Here is a 22,185-nt window from a genome sequence, read left to right as displayed (position 1 = left end):
CCGATCCGGTAGGTTTTCGTCAATCAATCCAACAAGAGAAGCCAGATGAGGGATGGCGCCTTCCCACGCTGCTTCCACAGCTAGAAAATTCGCATCAAATGACCGCATCTCCGACTTCGCCTGCCGATCAGTTCCGTCTTGAATGTGAGGAGGAAATTGCCCGCCAGGGGACGGATCAGGCTCTGCAGGCCGCCACGCGCGAGTGGTTCAATGCCTCAGCCCGGACCAAGTATTCCTACCATTTTGAATGGATGGGGCGGCCTATCATCCAGTATCCGCAAGACATGATTGCAATGCAGGAGATACTGTGGCGCGTCCAGCCGGATATTCTGATCGAGACAGGTGTCGCACATGGCGGGTCGCTGATCTTTTACGCGTCGATGATGGAACTGATCGGGAAGGGCGAGGTCTTGGGCATCGATATCGACATTCGCTCTCACAATCGGGCGGCTATCGAGGCGCATCCCATGTTCAAGCGTATCCGCTTGCTACAGGGGTCGAGTATCTCACCGGACATCGTTGCGGCTGCAAGTTCGGCTGCTGCCGGCAAGCGAGTGCTGGTGGTGCTCGATTCAAATCACACACACGAACATGTGCTGGCTGAGCTTGACGCTTATGCGCCTCTGGTTTCTGTCGGCAGCTACTGCGTTGTCATGGACACAGTCGTGGAAGATATGCCCCCGGACTGGTTTTCAGATCGGCCATGGGACAAAGGAGATAATCCAAAAACCGCGGTGCGGGATTACATCAAGGATCATTCAGAGTTTGAGATTGATCATGCGATTGAGAACAAGATCATGATTACGGTCGCCCCGAGCGGATATTTGAGGCGTGTGCGATAATAGTTATAATCCCCTCAATTTTCAGTCCGGCTTCTCCAGAAGTCAAAAGTCTCGGCGAGCCGCTGCTCCAATGAGGGAATGGACGAGAAGCTTGGCATGGAGGAAACTCGTTTGGTGTCTCCGGTGATCCGCAAAGGATCACCATCGCGGTCTGGTAGTGCTCCAAGGTGAATCAGATCTGGCTTGTCAGATATCTCGCCGAGACAAGTCGCTATGTCCGCAATGCTTGTCGACCGGCCGGTAGCAATGTTGACGCTACCCTTCACGTCACTGAGGCAAAGGTCAGCGAGTAGCCTTCCCGCATCCTCGACGGCAATAAAGTCGCGGATTTTGTCGCCTCTGGTGCAGCGCGCGGGCGCACCGCGCGCCAAAGACTGACAGATATAGGGGATCAACCGCTCCGCCGCTTCTCCAGAACCGAATGGGAAAAACAGGCGAGGCCAGCAGAAATCCATTCCTGTTTCGAGAGCGACGCTCTCAATGGCAAGCCGGGTCTGGGTTTTCGCGGTATCGTAGGGAGTGTGGGGCGCGATCGGGGTGATGAGCTCATCGCAATCGGCGTCGACAGGCCAGTCGTACTCATGACATGTTCCTAGCGAGACAAATCTCCGGACTCCGAGGCCGGCGGCTTGTCGGGCCAGCGCGATTGTCGCATCGCGCCAATCATCATTTATGGCATGGTTCCAGAATTTTCCATGTTCGACATACCAGGCTGCATGAAGAACGTGCGAAATGTTTTTGTCACGAAGAAGGTTGTTAAGATCCCCCGACAAGATATCCGCTTCGCGCCATGAGTAATTTCCCGCGATCAAGGGGCGTCGCCGTGAGACAGCAACAAGTTCAACGTTCCGCTGAAGAAGGGATCGCAGAATGTGGCTGCCGACGAACCCGGTCGCTCCAGTGAGGAGGACTCTGATCAATGATCGTCTCCGCCGATCACAGGAATCACCGTTGCCGATGAGCCCAGTGATTTCAGTTTTCTGGTGATTTCTTCCAAATAGTTCGGATTCATGACAAGAACGGTCTGAATCCCGAGGTCGATGGCGGCGCTCGGTGAAATGATAGGGATCCCGGTCTTTGGTAGATAATGACCTTGCTTCTCAGGATTTATGTCAACAACGGCTTTGATGGCATCGGCCCCGGGGTCCACCAGCATGGCAAAGGTTACGCCCTTTGCTCCGGCGCCCCAAAGAGCGATTGGTTGATTAGCTGAGTGGATGACCTGCTTCCAGTGACTCAAAAAATTATGCGGATCGAGTTTTTTGGATTCCGCTGCTTTGTTAAGCGCATGAGATAGATCCGTGGCGACGTGTGAAGTTGTCCCAGTTGCCAAAAGATACTGATCGCCAAACACCCGATCGATGCGTGAAGGATTCCATCCCGCGCGACCCATGGCCAACGCAAGACTATCGGCTGTAAATAGAGAGCAGTGCTCATAGAAGAGGTCTTGGAATTCTCCTCTCGATACAATCCACTCTACATCAGGAGTTTCAATTAACAGGGTTGCATCGCCGTTGATCGCATCTCGAATGCTTGATAAAAAGTGGACCGGATCCGGCACATGTTCGATTGTATGTCTCGTAACGACAATGTTAGGCCGAACAGTCATCAGGGGGGCGGTGTCGCGATTAAAGTACTTTTCGGCAATGGTGACATTGCTGGGCATCTTTCGTTCGCCGCGATAAGTTGGATCATATCCTGTTGCCGACAAGAGAAGATCGCCTGCTCGGTTGGCTAGTTCGGCGAGGAAGACGCCCTGGCCGCAGCCAACCTCAAGAAGGTGAAAGGGACGGCTTTCAGCAGCTGCAATTGTACGGTCGGCAACTTCGGCGAGATGTTTTTGGAATGCAGCCGAATGTGTCTGATCGTTTTCATAAGCCTGATCGTAAATGACACGATCAGGTTCGAAGGCGCTGTTCCAGACAAAGCCGCATTTTGTGCACTTCTCAGTTGAAAGCGCCCCGATTTCAGCAGCCCTAGCCGCCGCTCTCGAAGTCCAGCGGCGATTGAGGAAGACGGGTACCTGTTTAATAGAATAGAGCTGTGTAAAGATGCTTGATCTGCATACCGGACAATTCATCGCGCGGTGCTCCAGGTAGTAAACGTGTCGGCCCATTCAGGCGCCCAGTAGCTGTCGATCGGATAACCCTTGTTTCCCCGTGAAGCAACCTCACACCCGGCCTCCTGTTGAATGGTCCTAGACGAATTGGAGCGGGATCGGCTACATAGTGTGGGCATGGGTCGTTGGGGGGCCGTGCCGCCGGTCTGCCTGTGAGTGCCATGCGACAATGCACAATCATCATTCCGACGCACGCCAGGCCTGAATATCTCGCTAGGTGTGTACGTTGGTTTTCCGAGTTTGGATGCCCGATCATTATCGCAGATAGCTCGGTGGAGATATCTTGCGGTGGTTTCCAAGCTCCCGGCATCACTCACATCCATTGTCCCGGCGGGTTTGAAGTATATCCGAGGAAGCTGCAGCTTGCCTTCGAGCGGGTGGCGACGCCATACGTCGCAATGTGCGCTGATGATGATTTCATCACGCTCTCAGGGTTGCAGGCCAGCGTTTCTTTTCTGGAAGAAAGTCCGGAGTATGCGTTCAGCCAAGGCTATGCATACCTTTATCAGGTATTCGGGCGACGAGTGATCGTGTGGCCAATGGTTTATCCGTTTCACAACAATGAATCCGACGATTGGGTAGCTAGGGTTGAGAATGCGAAAAGCACAATTTATTACGGCGTCAATCGGACCGATCTCATACGGGATGCGATAAAGCTTGTTGCACAACAAGATTTCAGAGAGATCGCGGATGGCATCGCAGGGTTTGTCGATGCTGCGTTAACGTTCAAGATAGCTCGCGCCGGAAAATTCAAGTGCTGTGAAATTCCGTTCGCGCTTCGAGAGTATTCCGCAAACGTGAGCGCTGTTGGTAGGCGCTTTGGAAGTATCGTATCCCGAAACGTCCCCGATTTTTATGCTAATCTTGTCCGGTCGCTTATGGGCGCTGACCATGATTCTGAGACCCGCAAGCGGCTACACCGATTGTTTGCCGCCGACTATGCAGGGCAGATTATGTTTGATCTTTCCGCGCCCGAAAGCCGTAAAGCACGCTTGGAAAGGTTGCCTGGGTGGGCTTTGCAGCAGGCGGAGTATTTGTTTCGCCTCTACAGCTCTGCCAAATTGTATGCAACGCCCGAGTATCGCTCTTTCCTGCAGGTTTTCTCAGTCTCGGACTATCATCGTTTCAAGAGCTTCGTTTTGGAGAAACCTGAGCCATGAAGGTTGTGATTTTGGCGGGTGGTCTCGGCACGCGTATTTCCGAAGAGACACACTTGAAGCCCAAGCCGATGATCGAAATCGGTGGCCGCCCGATCCTTTGGCATATTATGAAAATCTACTCCGCTCACGGGCACAACGATTTTATCATTTGTTGTGGTTATAAGGGTTATGCAATCAAGGAATATTTCGCGAACTATTTCCTGCACATGTCAGACGTCACATTCGACATGGTTCACAACAAAATGGAAGTTCATCAGCGGAACGCCGAACCATGGAAGGTCACGCTTGTAGACACCGGCGAAGCGACGATGACGGCGGGGCGTCTCAAGAGGGTGGCGCCCTATATCGAGAACGAGGAAGCGTTCTTCTTCACTTATGGCGATGGCGTTGCGCATATAGACATCACACGGCAACTCGCATTCCACAGAGGTCATGGGAAACTTGCGACCGTCACATCGGTTATGCCGCCGGGGCGTTACGGTGCGTTGCGGCTTGACGGAGATCGGGTCGACGGTTTCGAAGAGAAACCTCAGGGTGACGGCGCTTCCATAAATGGCGGCTTTTTTGTTCTTTCACCAAAAGTACTTGATTACATCGAGGGAGATGCGAGCAGTTGGGAGGGCGCTCCGATCAAGGAGATCGCGAATCAAGGGCAGTTGATGGCCTTTGTTCACAACGGCTTCTGGCAGGCAATGGACACGCTGCGTGACAAGATGCTGCTGGACAGTTTGTGGGGCAGTGGACAGGCGCCGTGGAAAGTCTGGTAGATCGAATTCTCCCCGCCGCCCTAACTAATGGATACACGATAGGAAGGCTTGAATTCCCTTCCGCTTGCAGACCATAGCCTCAAGCTTCTTGCTGGGAGCGGTAAACGTATTCATCGCAACCAGAGCCAAATATTCCGCTTGATTTTGGTCGCGCAAATACGCGCTCTGCCTTGAATCCAAGTGCGGAGAGCCGCTGGTCGACATCCGGTGCAAGTGCCGACTCGTAAGGATATCCGCCCAGCCAGTCATGGACGTCGTGTTCGAAGTCCATGCCGCGCCGGGAAGAGTATTTTGCAATGTAGTCTGCAAACGGTTCCTGCCGAGTTATGGCCCGGGCAGCGCGGAATGCGTTGATGTAACCGCTCTTGATGAGATTTTGAACAGAGGGCGAAGCGCTTGTATAAAGACGCTTCTCAAGTTTCCAGAATGGATCGAGATAGGTCTCGCGATAGAGCGCCACTGCGAGCAAGCCGCCTGGTGCGACCAGCGCCGCAGCTTTGGCGACGGCTTGCCAGAGATTGCCTGTGTGATGCAGCACTCCCCAGGAATAGACGATATCAAATGTCCCGAAATGAGCCGGCGTAAGATCAAAGATACTGATGTTTTCGACTCGCCACTGCGCATCCGGGTTCCGTTCCGTCAGAACCTTCCGCGCGGTGGCAACGCTATTGGGATCGATATCAATGCCGACGATACGAGATGCGCCTAGCCGTGCGGCTGCCAGCGCATGAAGTCCGGACCCGCAGCCGATATCAAGAAAAGAGCAGCCCTCGAAGTTTTCCGCCGGGATCAGTTTTAACAGCCCTTCCTTCGCGTGATCGATCTGTGGTTCTCCGATCAGCTTCGAGTAGGAGGCCCAGTTCTCGCCGAACGCAAAATGGCTGTCGAGATTCTTGAGAGATTCTTTCGACATACCCGATCTTCCTTTTGCTCTGTCTTCGCTTGTGCGCGGGTGAAACGCAAGCTTGGCAATGCTCGGCGCGTCGTGATGGACTCGTTTCACATAGCCGATATCTTCATAATCAAATGATGCATTTTTCGATCTTGTAGTATTCAATTTTGATATTTACTAAGCATCGTCAATAGTTTAACGACGATGGCGGTCGAGAGTGCCGTTCCGGCAGTTACGACAATTGCACCTCTGGCTGAAAGCCGGGCTGTTTCAGGAACGAAAGCGATCCAAAATGAATGAAGCTGATTTTGCCCAGCCGCCAGCGGAAAAGGTGGGCAGCAGCCGCTACGTTGTCGGCATCAACTGGGAGCAGAATTCGACGGCGGCTTTGTTTTGCGATGGTCAACTGCTGGGTTGTTTGTCTGAAGAAAGAATCTCGAGAGTAAAGAACGACGAGCGGTATCCGCGTCACGCGATCGACTATCTGCTCAAGGAGCACAAAGTCTCGATTGGGGATATCGAAGCCGTCGCATTTGTTTCGGATGCCTGGGCGCCCGGATATATCTTGACGAGACATTACACGACGTTCTCGATCGATGATTACATCTCTGAGCAGAAACGCATTTGGTATCCGCGCATTTTCGAGAACAACACCTCAGTTTCGCAGCTCGATGTATTTGAGAACAAGCTTGATATCGATCAGTTTCCGGGGCGGGATTTCTGGAAGCAGGTGATCGAGGATTACCATGGCGGCAGCGGTCACGCGTCTGACGTGGATCAGATTGCACAGGGAAAAGCCGTAAGACGGAAGGTTGTGAGTCGGCATTTAAAGCTGCCCGAAGAAAAGGTGTTCTTCTTCGATCATTCATTCTGCCACGCTGCTTACGCTTTCTATGCGACTTGCAATGACGATAAGCCGCGTCTTGTTTTGACGCTGGATGCCTTTGGTGACTTCGTAAATTATTCCGCAAGAGTCATGCAGCGGGTCCGATCTGGCGATAATTTGCCGGTCGTGAAGGAGCGCCTTGTTGCCAGCGGTGGAAATTTCATCATCGGCCGTTTGTATCGATATGTGACGCTCATACTTGGCCTGAAGCCGAATGAGCACGAATACAAGGTGATGGGCCTCGCGCCTTACTGTAAGGCTCGATACTTCGAGCGGCTTCTGAACAAATTCAGACGTTTCCAGAAGGTCGTTGGCTGCGATTTCGAAGATGTGGAGAGACCTAGAGACACTTATTTCTCGATCAAGGAACTGGTTGATGGCGAACGGTTCGATGCTATCAGCGGTGCCCTTCAAGCCTATACCGAAGAGCTGGTCGTGGATTGGGTCAAGAATTGTGTGGCTGAGACAGGTGTTCACGATGTGTGCATCGCCGGCGGTGTTGCGATGAATGTCAAGGCGAACATGCTTGTATCTGACATTCCAACAGTCTCTTCACTGTCTGTCCCGCCATCGCCTGACGATAGCTCTCAAGCTATGGGGGCAGGTTATGCCTACTATCATTTGCTCAACAAGAATGGGGGGGGCGCTATATCGATAAGCCCGTTCTCGACGCCCTATCTGGGAAGAGTTCCGGTCAGCGAGAATGATGGAAAGAGCTGGGCACAGTACGAAACATTGCTGGAAGCGAGAGGATACAAAATACTGCGACAGGAGAACTTGGCCGCGCCGGCCGCGCAACTTCTTGCTTCCAAGAAAGTTATCGGCCGCATTGTTGGTCGCGAAGAGTTCGGCGCGCGGGCGCTTGGCAACAGGTCAATCCTTGCGGATCCGCGCGATCCGTCAATCAAGAAAATCATCAATGAAAAGATCAAAGATCGGGATTTCTGGATGCCCTTCGCGTGTTCTGTTCCTGCTGAATACGCTGATCGGTATCTGGAGCTTGGGTCTCCGCACGAAAATTATGCGTATATGACGCTTTGTTGTCCTTCGACGCGTGAGGGAGCATCCGTTTCAATTCCTGCGTCGGTTCACCCCTATGATGAAACCTGTCGACCTCATATTCTCGGGAATGGTTCGAACTCCGGCTATGAAGCGCTGATCAACGAATTCGGCAAAATCACAGGTACTTTTGCGTTGCTGAATACATCCCTTAATCTCCATGGTTTGCCGATCGCAAGTTCGATGGACGATGCCCTTCATGTTCTTTTTGAATCTGATCTTGATGCACTTCTTACCGAGGAATTCCTGGCAGTGAAGTCGTAGGTCGGCGCGCTGGGAAGGTAAGAGTTCGGCGGCAATTCGGGGATTGATAGCTGAATGGAAAAGAAAGTTCTCGTGCTCGGTAGCACTGGTCTCCTTGGCCAAGCCGTTACAACGGAAGTCCGGTCGCGGGGATATACTTTGCTCGCTGCGGCGCGACGCGGTGCGCCGATTGGCGTAGATATTAGTGATGCCGCAGCGCTGGCCGCGACGCTAGCTGCTTACTCCCCGGATATCGTTGTGAATTGCGCCGCTCTCGCCGATGTCGATGCATGCGAGAAAGATCCGGGCGGCGCTTGGCTCATCAACGCGCGGCCGCTTGCATTTCTCGCTGCATGGTCCAGAGCGACAGGCAGGAAATTAATCCACGTCTCGACCGATCACTATTTTATAAGCGGGGGGCCGAAATCTCATAGCGAAGTCGATCCAGTCGATCTGGTCAACGAATATGCCCGCACCAAATTTGCCGGAGAGGCACTCGCGCTGACCGCTCAGAATGCATTGGTGTTGCGAACCAACATTGTTGGGATTCGCGGTTGGACGCAGCCGACCTTTGCCGAGTGGGCTATCGATGTTGTCATGAACAATCGCCCCGCCACGCTTTTTACCGATGTTTATGGGTCATCCATCGACGTGCCGGCATTCAGCCGTGCGCTTTTCGATCTGGAAGCACGCCAGGCTACCGGCTTGATGAACTTGGCGGCCGGGGAAATATCTTCTAAGGATACGTTTGTGCGTGAACTGGCCCGTCAACTTGGCTGTCAGCTGAGCGCTGTCCGATCGGAGGCATCTGTTATGCGGCCCGTTCCCCGCGCTAACTGCCTCGGTCTTGATGTCAGCCGCGCGGAGTCCATGCTCGGTTATAGCCTGCCATCGCTTCAGCAGGTGATCTCGTCGCTCATAAGCCAATTTCGTGAGTCTACCGAAAAATGACCTATCAAACCGCGTTCAATATCGGCAGCCGCGAAATATCGATCGAAGCGCCGACTTATTTCATTGCCGATATTGCCGCAAATCATGACGGCGATCTCGAGCGCGCGAAGGCACTCATTTGGCTTGCGAAGGAGGCTGGAGCGGACTGTGCCAAGTTTCAGCACTTTCTGGCGGACCAGATTGTCAGCAGCGTCGGGTTTTCCGATGCAAAGACACAGGTGTCGCACCAGGCCAGCTGGAAGAAGTCGGTCAGCGAAGTCTACGATCAGTATCATACCCGCCGCGAATGGACACCCGTTCTGGTCGAGACGTGCAAGCAGGCGGGTATCGAGTTCATGACCACGCCGTATGATTTCGATGCGATCGACATGTTCCGGGATATCGTGCCCGCCTACAAGATCGGTTCCGGCGATATCACGTTTCAGGCGGCGATCGAACGCATCGCTCGCGTGGGTAAACCGGTTCTGCTTGCGTGTGGTGCTGCGACAATGGGGGAGACCGCACAGGCTGTCGATCTGGTGCTCAAGCACAACCCGGCACTTTGCCTCCTGCAATGCAATACGAACTACACGGGAAGTCTCGATAACTTCCGTTATGTGAATCTCCGAGTGTTGCAGTCGATGGCTGCCCGGTGGCCCGGCATGGTTCTCGGGCTGTCCGATCACACGCCCGGACACTCGGCAGTGCTTGGCGCGGTTGCGCTCGGCGCTCGCGTGGTCGAGAAGCATTTCACAGATGACACGTCGCGCGAAGGGCCGGACCATTCTTTCGCGCTCGACCGGACGACCTGGCGAGCCATGGTTGAAGCGACCCGCGAACTGGAAGCTGCGCTTGGGGACGGGGTGAAACGCATTGAGGAGAACGAAGTCGAGACCGTTGTGATCCAGCGGCGCGCGCTGCGTGCGAAGACCGCGCTTCCCGCCGGAACGGAGTTGCGTGAGGAAGACCTGATCGCGCTAAGGCCGTGCCCTGCTGACGCGGTGCCTCCGAATGCTCTGTCCCAGGTGGTTGGCCGGACGCTTAAAGTTGCCTGCGAAGAAGGAAAAGAGTTGCGATGGACCGACCTGAGTTAGTCGTAATTATCCCGGCCTATCGGGAGGGTATGACAATAGGTCCGGTGGTTGCTGCGGCTCTCAGGCATGCTCCGGTCATCGTGGTCGATGATTGCTCGCCTGACGACACCGCCACGCGCGCGGCTGCCGAGGGCGCAACAGTTGTCCGTAATGAAGTGAATAGCGGTTACGAAGGCTCGCTGAACCGCGGATTCGCAAAAGCTCAGGAAATGGGCTTTGCTTATGCTGTCACGCTAGATGCGGATGGCGAGCACGATCCATCGCTTGTCGCGGACTTCGGAAGACTTCTCACCGAAGAAAAGATTCCCCTTGTGCTCGGCGTGCGCGCACGCAAACAGCGCTTTGCGGAAATCGTCATGGGATTATACGTGAAGCTTCGCTTTGGAGCCGACGACATTCTCTGCGGCATGAAGGGATACGAACTCCGCCTCGTTACCGAGCGCGGAGGGTTTGATCTCTCTCGATCCATCGGCACGGAAACTGCAATCGACGCCATGCGTCGTGGAATCCCGTTTCGCCAGGTCCCCGTGTACGGATGCCCAAGGCAGGACAGCCCCCGCTTTGACCGCCGCTTTGCTGCAAACTTGCGTATTCTGAAAGCACTTGGGGCTATCATAAAGCGTGATTTGCGGGGTAAAGACGTCAACGTTATAGCGCGATAGCCGAATACGCCGGTGAGCGTCTTCGGGTCGCCGTCATCAATGACCAACTTACTTCCGTTTAAGGCTGAGGCTGTCATGTCGATCAGGTACGAAAAATCAGAGCTTCAGCTCGAAAGAGCGCGGCAGACTATTCCGCTCGGTGCCCAGACGTTTTCGAAGTCCATTACGCAATTTCCCTATGGAATTTCGCCGTACTTTGCCGCGCGTGCGCGTGGGTCTCGAATTTGGGATGTGGATGGCCATGAGTACGTAGATTTCACAAACGCTCTTGCGGCTGTAACCCTTGGCTATTGTGATCCCGACGTCGACCGCGCCGTTGCAAAACAGCTTGAGGACGGAACGATCTATTCTTTGTCGCACGCTCTTGAAGCGGAAGTGGCCGAACTGATCTGTGCCTGCGTGCCTTCCGCGGAAATGGTCCGGTTTGGCAAGAACGGCTCGGATGCGACAGCTGGAGCGGTGAGGGTAGCCCGTGCCTATACCGGCCGGGATCATGTCCTGACCTGCGGGTATCACGGCTGGCAGGACTGGTTCATCGGCTCGACATCCCGCGACAAGGGGGTACCCCAGGCAACGCGAGATCTGGTTCATCCGTTTGTCTACAATGATTTGCAGTCGCTCCGATCCCGGCTGAATGAGTTCGATGGCAAGGTTGCCGCCGTCATCATGGAGCCGATGAACGTTGCCCAGCCTGCTCCCGGTTTTCTGGAAGCCGTCAAAACCATGACACATGAAGCCGGCGCTGTTCTGATTTTCGACGAGACGATTACGGGCTTTCGGCTTGCTAACGGGGGTGCGCAGGAAAAGTTTAATGTCATCCCCGATCTAACAACTCTCGGAAAGGGCCTCGCCAACGGTTTTCCACTCTCTGCTGTTTGCGGCCGCCGGGAATTGATGATGGAAATGGAAGAGATCTTTTTTTCCTTCACCATGGGCGGCGAGGCCTTGTCGCTTGCTGCCGCTAAGGCCGTCATAGAAAAAATGCAGCGCGAGCCCGTCGTGCAAACCATGCGCGAGAACGGTTCGCTGCTGAGTGCTGGTGTCGCCGAACGTCTTGAACGTCACCGCCTATCGGACTTCCTGAGCATTTCCGGCGACCCGACCTGGAGTTTCCTGACCTTCAAGGATTACGAGGCCGTTGAGTCGTTTGAAATCAAAACTCTCTTTTTACAGGAAATCTTTGCGCGGGGGATTTTGTCGCTCGGAACGCACAACATGAGCTACGCGCATACTCGTGAAGACGTGGAACAGCTTCTTTCCATTTACGACGAAGTCTTCCCCATCTTGGCGAACGCAGCCCGGAATGGTGCTCTCCGGCAGTATCTCAAGGGCGAGCCACTTAAGCCGCTGTTCAAGGTGCGTTGAAGTCGATTGATCATTGGCATCTGCCATGGACCGGTGCACGGCTGGCCGTGCGGCGGGCTACTCCATTGAAATAATTTGACTTTTCGAGATGAGGCTCGAGAGCGGGCTGGAGCGTATTTCCGCATTGCGTGTTGACGTTCATGATATGAACATGATAGTCGTCATGTGGCTTTTGGCTGCTAAAATATTGATAGTTTGGGCTTTTCACCCGAACTGCGGTAGCATGTAAAGCGTCTCCAATCGGTCGATTTCCGTTCCTCCCAACAAGCAACCGACACCGCCTCCGAAGTTGTCCGAAGTCAGAACGTTGCGCTCTGAGCGTGCAGCCGCTTCTGCTTGAGAATGACTTGGTGCCTTTATTGGCAATCAGGCGGCCTTGCTGTTTCTAAAGGTCATCAAGGTAATGAACGCTCTTTCTGATCATCCGAGTTCTTCCTCTCCATCATGGCGATACTTCGATGGGAAATCGGTACTGGTGACAGGAGGAACGGGCTCGTTCGGTCAGAGTTTCGTGCGCACCTTGCTGTGCTCCGGAAAGCCACGCAGGCTGATTATCTTTTCCCGCGACGAGATGAAGCAGTTCGAAATGCAAAACGAACTGGCTCCGCATGACCACAATGGTGTTTTGCGCTTCTTCATTGGCGACGTAAGGGATCCGAACAGGCTGGAGTTGGCCCTTCGTGGAATTGATCTGATCGTCCATGCCGCGGCCCTCAAGCAGGTGCCGATTGCCGAATACAATCCATTTGAATGCATTAATACGAATGTCCTCGGCGCCGAATACATCGTGCAGGCCGCGCTGCGCTGCGGTGTTCAGCGCGTCATCGCGCTGTCGACTGACAAAGCTGCGAGCCCGATCAATTTGTACGGTGCCAGCAAGCTGGCATCGGATAAGATATTCATCGCTGCCAACAATCTTAGCGGTACCAACGGGCCGCGCTTCTCTGTCGTCCGTTATGGGAACGTCATGGCATCGCGAGGAAGTGTAATTCCGTTCTTCAAGCGATTGGCCGCGGAGGGTGCGAAGACGCTACCGATCACGGACACGCGCATGACACGCTTCTGGATTACGCTTCCGGTGGCGGTGGATTTTGTCGCTTCGTCCATGGAGCAAATGATTGGCGGAGAAATTTTTATTCCCAAGATCCCGAGTATGAAGGTCACCGATCTCGCGGAAGCCATTGCGCCGGGTATTCCGCATGAGATCGTGGGAATTCGTCCGGGCGAAAAGCTTCATGAGGTGATGATCACCGAGGATGATGCACGAAACACGGTTGAGCTTCCGGATCGCTATGTCATCGAGCCGAGTTTCGGCGCGTTCGATCGCAGCAAGGCGCTGCAAGGCAAGCCGGTCGACGAGAATTTTCGATACGCAAGCAATACGAACACGCAGTGGCTCGACGCGAAGATACTCCGGACCATGCTCAGCTGACGCTGATTTTGGAAGCGATGGCCCCGTATATACGACCCGCGTTAACAGGATGAATAACCTGACCGTCCAGTTTCGCAGCGATTCACCGGATGTCTTTTCTCGCTGGGAGTTGTTGCCGGAGTTTTCCCACGGGCTCGCGCATCCGGCAGATACGCCGCTCGGCAATCGCTACTACGCCGCTACCATAGATGCGGCCGTTGACCGGTCTTTCGCCTTAGTGCTTGGCGATATGCCCGTGATGCTGGTGCGTTGCAACTTGCTCAATGGTCATCTTGGCAATTATTCCCGCCCGATTTCGTTGCTGATATCGAGCGCCGTCGATCCGGATGGGAATAGGCGCCTGATCGGCGAGGCACTGAAAGCTTTGGATGGAATTGCGTCGCAGGGCACAGTATCGGTGTCGCTGCGAGAGGATATTGCGGGTTCGGCGTTGAGCCCCTTGGGGGCAGCCTGTGTCAGCAGGGGAGCGGTTCCTCAACTCCTGCAGGTTGGGCAATGTGATCTCTCGCTGGAACAGAAAAAGATCCACAGCAGCCTGCGGAAAAGCTTTCGGTCGCTTGTGAATTGGGGACGGAAAAATCTGTCGATCGAATATTACAACGCTCGGAATCCCGATTCCGGCATGTTCGAGCGCTATCGCGAGTTTCATGCGGCGGTGGCAGGTCGTATCACGAGGTCTGATGAGTCTTGGCAGTCAATGCGTGATTGGGTGCTGGAAAGTGGCGGAGAGATCGCCCTCGCGCACCTGGGCGAGCGCCTTGTAGCCGGTACGATGACTGTCGATGGCGCCCAAACGGCTGTTTATGCCTCTGGAGTCTACGACCGGACGCTTTTTGAGAAGCCGCTGGCGCACTTTCCGCTCTATGATGCGATTTTGAGAAGCCGCGAGCGGGGCTTGAAGTACTACGAGCTTGGTGACTTGCCCAGCAGGGGCACGGTCACTGACAAGGAGTATAATATCGGGTTTTTCAAGCGCGGTTTCGCTACCGGTGTTCAAATCCATGTCGTTTGGACCTGGCAGGCAAAGTGGTCGTTGGAATCCATGTGGTGATGAGTTGAAAGGCTTTGCTTGCCCAGCTTTTCCAGAAATATGAGCGAAACTAAATTTTCTAGTCATCTGACGGACGATATGGCACGGCGACTCATCCTCGGCACCGCCCAATTCGGTATGTCTTACGGAGTGACCAATCGTCATGGTCAGGTTTCTGCGCGCGATGTTCGCGAGATACTCTCGTACGCGCGCGATGCCGGCATCTTGCTTGTGGATACGGCGGCGGGCTATGGAGCCAGCGAGGCATCTCTCGGTGAATGCCTGCCTGATTTCCCGGAGATAGGCGTTGTCACCAAAACAGCGGTCATCGCCAACCCGACAATCGGCGTGGACGAAATGCGGAAGATCGAAGATGGCGTCTTGCATTCCGTGGAGACGCTCCGGCGACCGCGTCTTGACGGCCTGCTCGTTCATACTGGAAGCGATTTGCTTAAGCCTGGAGGCGAGACTCTTGCGGAGTATCTGGTATCGCTCAAGTCGGATGGACGTGTCGGACGTGTTGGCGTGTCGGTTTATGATGCGAGCGAAATCGATCGTATTCTGGAAGTTTTTCAGCCCGATATAGTTCAGGTACCGCTCAACATCTTTGATCAGCGATTGATACGAAGCGGGCATATTCGCGCACTGCAGTCCGCAGGCATTGAAGTGCACGCGCGTTCGGCCTTCCTCCAGGGAATCCTGCTGGCCGAACCAGCCGGCTTGCCGACTTATTTTCAGGGCTTCGACAGAATTTTCGCGAAGTATTTCGGGTTTCTTCACGACACAAGGCTAACTCCGCTCGCCGCATGCATGGGCTTTATGATGCAGCAGAGTGGGGCTGACCGCGTGATTATCGGCGTCACGACGCGATCAGAATTAGCCGGGATATTGGCTGCGCTGCCGCCCGGAATGACGTTGCCTTCGATGGATATGCTGGCTTGTGATGTGAAACAACTGATTGACCCGAGGGGGTGGCCGAAGTTGCGTGAGGATGGAGAGGCTGCAAGGCAATGAGGATTGCCATTGTTCCCGCCAGAGGCGGCAGTAAGCGAATTCCGGAGAAGAATATCGTCAATTTTCTCGGAGTTCCGCTCATGAGCTATCCAATCCGCGCAGCGAAGGCGTCCGGGCTTTTTGATACCATCCATATTTCGACGGATAGCGACCGTATCGCCAGCGTTGCAGCCGATCTTGGTTATCCTGTCGATTTCATGCGGGCGCCCGAACTTGCGGATGATCACACGCCGCTGATGCCGGTGCTGCAATGGACACTGGATCAGTTTGCTCGGCGGGGAAAACTGTTTGACACGGTGTGCCTTCTGTTTCCCACCGCACCGTTGATCGATGCCGACGATCTCGTTCGCGGTGCAGAGTTGTTTGATCGCCGCGGAAACAACCGGACGGTTATGGCTATTTCCCGCTTCAACGTGCCGATCGAGTGGGCTTTTCATCAGGAATCCGACGGAACTCTGAAAGCCTGCCAACCCGGCATGGCAGACGTCCGCTCGCAGGACATTCGACCGACATTCTACGACGCCGGTACTTTCTCCTTTATTCCTGCACAAGAAGTGCGGGCCGGGAAAATCGATGAGACGCGTATGGTGGGGCTAATGATACCGCGTCACAAAGCTGTCGATATAGACGACGCCGAAGACCTGGAGCTTGCAGAGATGCTGGCTCGAGGGCGGCAGAAGACCTGACTTTCATCATGTCCAGCGTATCGGACGAGCACTTTTTCCTCTTCGGATTTTACGGCCAGAGCAATCTTGGTGATGATCTGCTTCTGCGGGCCACAGTCGAAGGTATCAGGCGCATTCGGCCGCGAGCCACATTTATCATTCGTAATGAAGGGCCAGTAGGAGGGCTAGACGATTTTGGAGAGGCGGTCGAATTGACAGGCATCGACCGGCTTCTCGCCGACCAGTCGAAATCGAAAGCGCGCCGCCTTGTTGAGACCCTGCTGGCCTATCGTCAATACTTTAGCAGGTGCCACTGGTTTGTTTTTGGCGGAGGGACGGTATTTCACGAGCGATCCTCGGCCGCACCGCTATTGCTGATTTTGATGATATGTACGCTCGCGCGCGTCATGGGACTTCGGATCGCAGCGCTTGGGGTGGGGATTTCAGAGCTCAAATCGGCCCCAGCCAGGATTGCTTTACGCCTGATCATATCCATGTCCGCGCTTTTTGCTGTACGCGACAAGGCTGCGTTTACGGAATGTGCGAAGGCAGGAGCATCGAAGCGAGTTAAACTGACCAGTGATCTGGCCTTTACCTTTGCTCCTGCCTTGGCGGAAAGCGGGGGGAAAGCGGAAAGTCGTACAGGCCCGCACATTGGCTTTTCGGTTTATCCGCCTGCGCTCGTCAGCGGCGCAGCAGCGCCATCGAGCATGCTGGCAGTCCGGGATGCATTGAGCGCGCTGCTTGATCGTGGATGGACTGTTTCTCTTTTGGCATTTCACGACGACCCTGAGAAAGCGAACGGGTGTCAAGACAAGGATGTTCTGACAAGGTTGATGGAGAGCTTTTCGCCGGAACAGAAGTTGCTCGTAAGTCAGCGAGTTCTTCGGGCCGATTCGGGGGAGATTAGACGCCTATTTTCGGAGATTAATGTGCACTGTGGAATGCGATTTCATGGCCATGTGCTTGCAGCGATGTTTTCGGTTCCGTTTGTGGGAATTTCCACGGACAACAAAACCGCTTCAATTTGCCGGTTGTTCGGAATGCCCGTCGTAAGCGCTGATCACCTGGTTGCACGTGATCTGCTGGAGGCAATCGAACAAGCGGATTCAATGAAGGTAGATGTGTCTTTGCGAGAGGCCTGCATTGCGGGGGCGGAGCAGAACTTCTTCGAGTTCGCCCGTCTTTTGTCTTCTAATCCTGCGAATGCGTGAAAGGCTCGCTCGCGATGACGGAGCTCACAAAATGAATAGCAAGATCAGTATCGCCATTCACGGCTACGGGACTTATGCAGCCCTGTATCGGAACCTGATCGAACACGCGAAGATTGCGGCGCCGGATGTTGACTGGGCTATGATTCTTCCGACGTCACATCATCTGGACGCGGTGCGCGAAGTGCTTCCGCCGGACAGGCTGCTTTGTCTCGAATATATGCAAAGCCGGACGCTTCCTGAAGATACGCATCCCTCGGAGTTTACCGAGTATGCCGGGAATGTATATGCGGACATCGAAACCGAGAAGAAGGTCTACAAGCATCGTCCTGCTTCTGAACAGGTCGCTCGCGCTGCCGAAGCCTACAAGATATACAGGGCCTTTCTAAAGCGCATCAAGCCAACGCATCTACTTTTCGCGCATGTCGAGACGTTCGAGGGAAAGATGCTGTTCAGCATTGCAAAGGAACTGAATATTTCTGCGATTTTGCCGGTCGACTTGCGAAGCTTCGGAGGCACGGCATTCTGTTCGGGGCCTGACGAAACTCTCCCGAGCTATCGCACCGCGAATAAAGCGTTTGTATCGCAGTCCGCCCGTTTCCTGGATGACTTCCGTAAGAATCCTAAACCTTCCTGGAATCCCGGGATGTTCGCGCTGCCGGTTGGTGACGAGCCGCTACCACTTTACGAGAAGCCGTTTCTGCAACGTGCCCTGAGTTTTGCAAAACGGACACTCAAGAATCCGGATTTATTCGAGCCTGTCCTTCTGGCGACCAGCGTCAAGTATGCCTTTCCGAAGGCGGTCGAGGCATTTCGAAGCATTCGCGCGTCGCGAAACCGGCGGCAATTCGATCTGGAGACGCTTGAAGAACTTCCCGCTAAGTTTGTTTATTATCCACTGCAAACGACCCCTGAATCGTCCATCAACACTCCCGCCCCGTACTTCATCGATCAAATGCGGGCAATCGATGCAATCCGTTTCGCAATGCCGAGCGACTGCACCCTCATTGTCAAGGAGCACTGGGCTTCGTTGAATATCCGGCCTGGATCATTCTACAAAGCGCTGCGCCGCAAGGCGGGCGTCAAGGTTGTGCATTCCAATCTCTCTTCGGTAGAGCTGATCAAGCGGGCGCAATTGACGATATCGGTAACGGGAAGTGCAACCTTGGAAGCTTATCTTCTTGGCCGGCCATCGCTGGTTTTGGGCGGATGCTTTATTGCTAGCTATCTTGGTGGAGTTTGCTCCATAGATAGTCTCGCCAGCCGTGTACAACATGCAATTGAAAATCCTCCGCGCGACGAGGATGTTTTGAAAGCGCTCACGGAGATATATGACGCTCGGTACGAGTGCCTCATTCGCCCGGCCGATGAACCGGGTTATTACAGCAATCGTCCGGAGAACATTCGGCGGATGCTGAACTCGATCTTGGATCATATCGAAAGATCCAGGAGGTTCTCTGAAACACGGCAAGGTCTAACGGGGGGTGGTGTGGAGGCTGCGGAATCCGGCAGCTTCGCGCTGGGAAGGCATTGAAACTCTTTTTTGCGCTAGGGACTCGTCCGGAGGCCATCAAGCTCGCGCCGTTGATTTTGTGCTGCCGGGCGGCCGATCATATCGATTTGACGGTATGCAATACCGGACAGCACAAATCGCTTGCACGCGATATGCTGAATGCGTTTGGCATCGAAGCAGATGTCAATCTGGATATTATGCGGCCCGGACAGACGCTCACTGAAATCACCACAAACATACTCGGGTTGATTGAAGTTCCCCTTAAGGACCGAAGGCCGGATTGGGTTGTGGTTCAGGGCGACACGACAACAAGTTTCACGGCGGCGCTGGCGGCGTTTTACCAGAAGATCCCGGTCGCTCATGTCGAGGCCGGGCTTCGCACCGGCGATCGTTACTCCCCATGGCCCGAAGAAATCAACCGCCGACTCAATTCAGCATTGGCGTCGGCGCATTTTGCGCCGACTGAGCGTAGCCGCTTGAATCTGGTTGCCGAAGGCGTTCATCCAGACAAGATCGTGGTGACAGGCAATACCGGCATCGATGCGCTTCTGCAGGCCGTAGAGATTCTTGAGCGGGATGCCAGGAGAAACGAGGCCGTCCGCCGCGATCTGAGTGCCTGCGGACTGCATTTTCTCTCAACGGACCGGAAGGCGAAAGACGTCGTGATCGTCACCGCCCACCGCCGCGAGAATTTTGGAGAAGGCATCGAGTCGATCTGCAGGGCGATTGTTGCGCTGGCCGAGCGGTACCCGCAGCTCAAATTCGTTTTCCCTGTGCACCCCAATCCCGAAGTGACGGGTCCTGTCGACCGGGTCATCAAGGCTGCGGGTCTATCGAATATCTTCCTGATCGAGCCACTCGATTATTTTCCCTTTGCCTATCTTCTGAAGGACGCGCGGCTGGTTGTCAGCGATTCAGGCGGAATTCAGGAAGAGGCTGTAGCCTTGGGCAAAAGGCTTGTCGTTCTGCGCGACACAACTGAGCGCGTCGAGCTTGTCGGCCAGCCCAATGTGTGGATCGTCGGAACCGATCGCCACTTGATCATCAAAGCTGTCGATCAGGCCCTTAATCAAACGGCGGATTGCAAGCCTCTGGGCATATTCGGAGATGGCCGCGCATCGCAGCGGATCGTCAGCGCACTCAAAGCGATGCGATGAAGATTCTTGCGATTTCCTATGCTTTGCCTCCAATGCTTTATCCGCAGGCAATTCAGATCGGCCGATTGCTCTCGCATAGCAATCTTGATGTTTGCGCGGTTTCCGGCGGACATAAGGTCGATCAGTCAGGTTTCGGCGGACGCGTGGCGCATCACGTCGTGCCATTTGCAAACGAGCCAAAAGGTGCACTGCGCTCGATCGGGATTCGCGTGGTGCCTTTCTACGGCACCGTGCCCGATACGTTTCGGGCGTGGACCAATCTCGCTTATGCGGCTGTGGGCAGCATTATCAGACAGCAGGGCAAGCCGGATCTTATTGTGACGTTCGGCGAGCCGATGAGCGATCACCTTCTCGGAATTCGCTTGAAGCGCGAGCTCGGCGTTCCCTGGCTTGCGCATTTTAGCGATCCATGGTCGGACAATCCCTTCCGCGGACTTCAGCCGTTGTCAAAATTCGTAAATCGCACTCTGGAACGGCGCGTCTTAGAAAATGCGGATCGGACCATATTTACATCGGAGGAAACAGTCGATCTGGTCTATCGGAAATACGGCCGCTTCCTTCGAGAGAGGACGTCCGTCTTGCCCCATTCGTTCGATCCTGGTGCCTACGCCGGGGGAGATGGCGATAACCAATCCGGAAAGATCGTCATGCGATATATCGGAAATTTTTACGGTCATCGCAGTCCACGCCCTCTGATTGCCGCGCTCGCTTATCTCTTTCGTGAAAGTCCGCGCCTCCTAGCTGACGTGAGGGTCGAACTCGTGGGCGGAATTCCGCGCCGGATGCTGCATTCAAGCGAGTGGAAGGCGCTGCCGGAAGGACTGCTGGTCGCGCGCGGCAGCGTGTCCTACGCTGAATCGCTTCGTCTTATGAGGGCGTCGGATATTTTGCTAACGATCGATGCGCCGGCGGCCAAGAGCGTGTTCTTTCCAAGCAAACTTGCGGACTATATCGGTGCGGACAGGCGCCTTGTCGGAATTGTGCCACCAGGCGCGGCCTCGCGCATTATCAGCGAGTCCGGTGGGAAATCTGTTTCGCCGACGTCGCCCGTTGCGGACATCGCCGACCTGCTTCGCAACGAAATAACTGCGGCTCGCTCCCGGCGGCAGAGCGGAGCTGGAAAACTGCCGCCCGGACAAAGTATGACCCGTTACGATATCGCGAATGTCGCGCCTGTGTTTGATGCCTTGTGCCGTTTGACGGTCGAAACCGCACAGCGTTCGGAAGTATCGTCGTGAACGCGTGTCCTTTGTGTGGATCGAACGAGAGATGGCCGATGAACTGGAGCGCCGACCCTGCGGTTCAGCAGTGGCGGGCGGATCATGGAGATGCGCGCCCTTACGGGTGGTCGCTCTGTCAACAATGTGGAAACGGTTACCCGGCTTTCCAGCCGTCGTCAGATCTTCTGTCTTTCTTCTGGAATCGCGACCGGCAAGACGCATTCGATAGCGACGCGCAACGCGAGGCCGCATGGACGGGGCGGAGAGCTGCGAGTCAGCGAAACGCCGCGCGCAATTTCGGCATTTTTGCGCCGTTGCACGTCGGCGCCCCCGGCCGGTTTATCGACATCGCTTGCGGCATGGGGGAAACGGTAAAATATTTCTCCGACAGGGGTTGGGACGCTGTCGGCATAGATGCCGACCCCGCGCTCAAGCAATTTCATGAGCGCATCGGGATACGATCGGAGATATCGCAGATCGAGGCGGCGATAATCGACGGAGAGTTCGACATTATCCATATCTCCCATGCGATTTATTTTATCACGAACCCCGGCAGCTTTTTAAAACGTCTCCAGTCGTCTCTGAGGCCAGATGGGCTTTTATGCATCGTTATCTCTAATTTTCTCGCCCCGGAAGATCCGAGCTTTCCGGGCTATGCGCATAGTTTTCTACCCGCTGCAGCCTCCATGCGGTATGCCTTGGCAAGCGCGGGTTATAAGATTGTTTTCTCCCAGAAGAAGTCAGGCAGCATTTATATCGCTGCCCGAAAAGGAGAAGACCAGCTTCCTCAGGTTTATCCGCGTCTCATTCGACTTGGTTACAGCACAAAGGCCCTGCGATACGCTTTGATAGGCAGGCCAAAACTTTTGCTTCATCGGATTGCGAAGATGATCCTTTCGCTGATAGGTCTGCGTTGAACACCGC

Annotated in this window: 20 protein-coding genes; 17 read left to right on the top strand and 3 right to left on the bottom strand. The window is 54.6% G+C overall.

Going from position 1 to position 22,185, the window contains the following annotated elements:
* The first annotated feature begins 98 nt into the window (after positions 1–98).
* On the top strand, positions 99–842 hold the full coding sequence (locus HMPREF9695_RS14010) for a cephalosporin hydroxylase family protein (protein WP_006021514.1): 744 nt from the start codon (positions 99–101) through the stop codon (positions 840–842).
* A 14-nt stretch (positions 843–856) separates the two neighbouring features.
* On the opposite strand, the gene HMPREF9695_RS14005 is transcribed toward HMPREF9695_RS14010, so the two are convergent.
* Both HMPREF9695_RS14005 and HMPREF9695_RS14000 read right to left on the bottom strand, forming a co-directional pair.
* On the bottom strand, positions 857–1,762 hold the full coding sequence (locus HMPREF9695_RS14005) for an NAD-dependent epimerase/dehydratase family protein (RefSeq protein WP_006021513.1): 906 nt from the start codon (positions 1,760–1,762) through the stop codon (positions 857–859).
* Positions 1,759–2,958, bottom strand: a complete 1,200-nt coding sequence (locus tag HMPREF9695_RS14000) for a class I SAM-dependent methyltransferase (protein WP_051055013.1) — start codon at positions 2,956–2,958, stop codon at positions 1,759–1,761. The genes HMPREF9695_RS14005 and HMPREF9695_RS14000 overlap by 4 nt, the downstream gene beginning before the upstream one ends.
* Positions 2,959–3,122: 164 nt before the next feature.
* On the opposite strand from HMPREF9695_RS14000, the gene HMPREF9695_RS13995 reads away from it, so the two are divergent.
* The gene (locus HMPREF9695_RS13995) at positions 3,123–4,121 is read left to right on the top strand and encodes a glycosyltransferase family 2 protein (RefSeq protein WP_006021511.1); all 999 of its coding nucleotides are present in this window, start codon (positions 3,123–3,125) and stop codon (positions 4,119–4,121) included.
* Positions 4,118–4,888 carry a glucose-1-phosphate cytidylyltransferase gene (gene rfbF, locus HMPREF9695_RS13990; RefSeq protein ID WP_006021510.1) on the top strand — a complete coding sequence of 257 codons (771 nt, stop codon included), beginning with the start codon at positions 4,118–4,120 and terminating at the stop codon, positions 4,886–4,888. Before HMPREF9695_RS13995 ends, rfbF begins: the two co-directional genes overlap by 4 nt.
* Before the next feature lie 79 nt (positions 4,889–4,967).
* Here the strand turns inward: rfbF and HMPREF9695_RS13985 are convergent, their stop codons facing one another.
* Positions 4,968–5,801, bottom strand: a complete 834-nt coding sequence (locus HMPREF9695_RS13985) for a class I SAM-dependent methyltransferase (protein ID WP_006021509.1) — start codon at positions 5,799–5,801, stop codon at positions 4,968–4,970.
* A 271-nt stretch (positions 5,802–6,072) separates the two neighbouring features.
* On the opposite strand from HMPREF9695_RS13985, the gene HMPREF9695_RS13980 reads away from it, so the two are divergent.
* From HMPREF9695_RS13980 to HMPREF9695_RS13915, 14 genes are all read left to right on the top strand, one after another.
* Positions 6,073–7,989, top strand: coding sequence for a carbamoyltransferase C-terminal domain-containing protein (locus HMPREF9695_RS13980; protein WP_041712427.1), 1,917 nt, complete (start codon positions 6,073–6,075; stop codon positions 7,987–7,989).
* A gap of 54 nt (positions 7,990–8,043) precedes the next feature.
* Positions 8,044–8,919, top strand: a complete 876-nt coding sequence (locus tag HMPREF9695_RS13975) for an SDR family oxidoreductase (RefSeq protein WP_006021507.1) — start codon at positions 8,044–8,046, stop codon at positions 8,917–8,919.
* On the top strand, positions 8,916–9,992 hold the full coding sequence (locus HMPREF9695_RS13970; RefSeq protein ID WP_006021506.1) for an N-acetylneuraminate synthase family protein: 1,077 nt from the start codon (positions 8,916–8,918) through the stop codon (positions 9,990–9,992). The genes HMPREF9695_RS13975 and HMPREF9695_RS13970 overlap by 4 nt, the downstream gene beginning before the upstream one ends.
* Positions 9,974–10,654, top strand: coding sequence for a glycosyltransferase family 2 protein (locus tag HMPREF9695_RS25825; RefSeq protein ID WP_006021505.1), 681 nt, complete (start codon positions 9,974–9,976; stop codon positions 10,652–10,654). Before HMPREF9695_RS13970 ends, HMPREF9695_RS25825 begins: the two co-directional genes overlap by 19 nt.
* 75 nt (positions 10,655–10,729) lie before the next feature.
* The gene (locus HMPREF9695_RS13960; protein ID WP_006021504.1) at positions 10,730–12,019 is read left to right on the top strand and encodes an aminotransferase class III-fold pyridoxal phosphate-dependent enzyme; all 1,290 of its coding nucleotides are present in this window, start codon (positions 10,730–10,732) and stop codon (positions 12,017–12,019) included.
* A 403-nt stretch (positions 12,020–12,422) separates the two neighbouring features.
* Positions 12,423–13,451, top strand: coding sequence for a UDP-N-acetylglucosamine 4,6-dehydratase (inverting) (gene pseB, locus HMPREF9695_RS13955; RefSeq protein WP_041712795.1), 1,029 nt, complete (start codon positions 12,423–12,425; stop codon positions 13,449–13,451).
* 49 nt (positions 13,452–13,500) lie between these two features.
* Entirely contained in the window at positions 13,501–14,502 is a 1,002-nt protein-coding gene (locus HMPREF9695_RS25295) for a GNAT family protein (protein WP_006021502.1), read from the top strand.
* A gap of 39 nt (positions 14,503–14,541) precedes the next feature.
* Positions 14,542–15,495: an aldo/keto reductase gene (locus HMPREF9695_RS13945; RefSeq protein WP_006021501.1), complete on the top strand. Its 954-nt coding sequence runs from the start codon at positions 14,542–14,544 to the stop codon at positions 15,493–15,495.
* A complete protein-coding gene (pseF, locus tag HMPREF9695_RS13940) occupies positions 15,492–16,181 on the top strand; it encodes a pseudaminic acid cytidylyltransferase (protein WP_006021500.1) in 690 nt (229 codons plus the stop codon). The genes HMPREF9695_RS13945 and pseF overlap by 4 nt, the downstream gene beginning before the upstream one ends.
* Positions 16,182–16,189: 8 nt before the next feature.
* The gene (locus tag HMPREF9695_RS13935) at positions 16,190–17,374 is read left to right on the top strand and encodes a polysaccharide pyruvyl transferase family protein (protein WP_006021499.1); all 1,185 of its coding nucleotides are present in this window, start codon (positions 16,190–16,192) and stop codon (positions 17,372–17,374) included.
* A gap of 31 nt (positions 17,375–17,405) precedes the next feature.
* Positions 17,406–18,905, top strand: a complete 1,500-nt coding sequence (locus HMPREF9695_RS13930; RefSeq protein WP_006021498.1) for a hypothetical protein — start codon at positions 17,406–17,408, stop codon at positions 18,903–18,905.
* Entirely contained in the window at positions 18,902–20,041 is a 1,140-nt protein-coding gene (gene wecB / locus HMPREF9695_RS13925) for a non-hydrolyzing UDP-N-acetylglucosamine 2-epimerase (RefSeq protein ID WP_006021497.1), read from the top strand. Before HMPREF9695_RS13930 ends, wecB begins: the two co-directional genes overlap by 4 nt.
* Positions 20,038–21,279 carry a glycosyltransferase gene (locus HMPREF9695_RS13920; RefSeq protein ID WP_006021496.1) on the top strand — a complete coding sequence of 414 codons (1,242 nt, stop codon included), beginning with the start codon at positions 20,038–20,040 and terminating at the stop codon, positions 21,277–21,279. The genes wecB and HMPREF9695_RS13920 overlap by 4 nt, the downstream gene beginning before the upstream one ends.
* A 38-nt stretch (positions 21,280–21,317) precedes the next feature.
* A complete protein-coding gene (locus HMPREF9695_RS13915) occupies positions 21,318–22,178 on the top strand; it encodes a class I SAM-dependent methyltransferase (RefSeq protein ID WP_006021495.1) in 861 nt (286 codons plus the stop codon).
* The last annotated feature ends 7 nt before the right edge of the window (positions 22,179–22,185 follow it).

The organism is Afipia broomeae ATCC 49717 (genome assembly GCF_000314675.2).
GTDB classification, from domain to species: domain Bacteria; phylum Pseudomonadota; class Alphaproteobacteria; order Rhizobiales; family Xanthobacteraceae; genus Afipia; species Afipia broomeae.
This window is presented reverse-complemented; position numbering and strand designations above follow the sequence as displayed.

What these genes read in the sequence shown, in the direction of transcription:
- HMPREF9695_RS13985 (WP_006021509.1), bottom strand. Translation starts at nt 5,801, where the DNA reads ATGTCGAAAGAATCTCTCAAGAATCTCGACAGCCATTTTGCGTTCGGC.
- HMPREF9695_RS13935 (WP_006021499.1), top strand. Translation starts at nt 16,190, where the DNA reads ATGTCCAGCGTATCGGACGAGCACTTTTTCCTCTTCGGATTTTACGGC.
- pseB (WP_041712795.1), top strand. Translation starts at nt 12,423, where the DNA reads ATGAACGCTCTTTCTGATCATCCGAGTTCTTCCTCTCCATCATGGCGA.
- HMPREF9695_RS25825 (WP_006021505.1), top strand. Translation starts at nt 9,974, where the DNA reads ATGGACCGACCTGAGTTAGTCGTAATTATCCCGGCCTATCGGGAGGGT.
- HMPREF9695_RS13970 (WP_006021506.1), top strand. Translation starts at nt 8,916, where the DNA reads ATGACCTATCAAACCGCGTTCAATATCGGCAGCCGCGAAATATCGATC.
- HMPREF9695_RS14000 (WP_051055013.1), bottom strand. Translation starts at nt 2,958, where the DNA reads ATGGGCCGACACGTTTACTACCTGGAGCACCGCGCGATGAATTGTCCG.
- HMPREF9695_RS13930 (WP_006021498.1), top strand. Translation starts at nt 17,406, where the DNA reads ATGAATAGCAAGATCAGTATCGCCATTCACGGCTACGGGACTTATGCA.
- HMPREF9695_RS13920 (WP_006021496.1), top strand. Translation starts at nt 20,038, where the DNA reads ATGAAGATTCTTGCGATTTCCTATGCTTTGCCTCCAATGCTTTATCCG.
- HMPREF9695_RS13960 (WP_006021504.1), top strand. Translation starts at nt 10,730, where the DNA reads ATGTCGATCAGGTACGAAAAATCAGAGCTTCAGCTCGAAAGAGCGCGG.
- HMPREF9695_RS14010 (WP_006021514.1), top strand. Translation starts at nt 99, where the DNA reads ATGACCGCATCTCCGACTTCGCCTGCCGATCAGTTCCGTCTTGAATGT.
- HMPREF9695_RS13915 (WP_006021495.1), top strand. Translation starts at nt 21,318, where the DNA reads ATGAACTGGAGCGCCGACCCTGCGGTTCAGCAGTGGCGGGCGGATCAT.
- HMPREF9695_RS25295 (WP_006021502.1), top strand. Translation starts at nt 13,501, where the DNA reads ATGAATAACCTGACCGTCCAGTTTCGCAGCGATTCACCGGATGTCTTT.
- HMPREF9695_RS13945 (WP_006021501.1), top strand. Translation starts at nt 14,542, where the DNA reads ATGAGCGAAACTAAATTTTCTAGTCATCTGACGGACGATATGGCACGG.
- HMPREF9695_RS13975 (WP_006021507.1), top strand. Translation starts at nt 8,044, where the DNA reads ATGGAAAAGAAAGTTCTCGTGCTCGGTAGCACTGGTCTCCTTGGCCAA.
- rfbF (WP_006021510.1), top strand. Translation starts at nt 4,118, where the DNA reads ATGAAGGTTGTGATTTTGGCGGGTGGTCTCGGCACGCGTATTTCCGAA.
- HMPREF9695_RS13995 (WP_006021511.1), top strand. Translation starts at nt 3,123, where the DNA reads ATGCGACAATGCACAATCATCATTCCGACGCACGCCAGGCCTGAATAT.
- pseF (WP_006021500.1), top strand. Translation starts at nt 15,492, where the DNA reads ATGAGGATTGCCATTGTTCCCGCCAGAGGCGGCAGTAAGCGAATTCCG.
- HMPREF9695_RS13980 (WP_041712427.1), top strand. Translation starts at nt 6,073, where the DNA reads ATGAATGAAGCTGATTTTGCCCAGCCGCCAGCGGAAAAGGTGGGCAGC.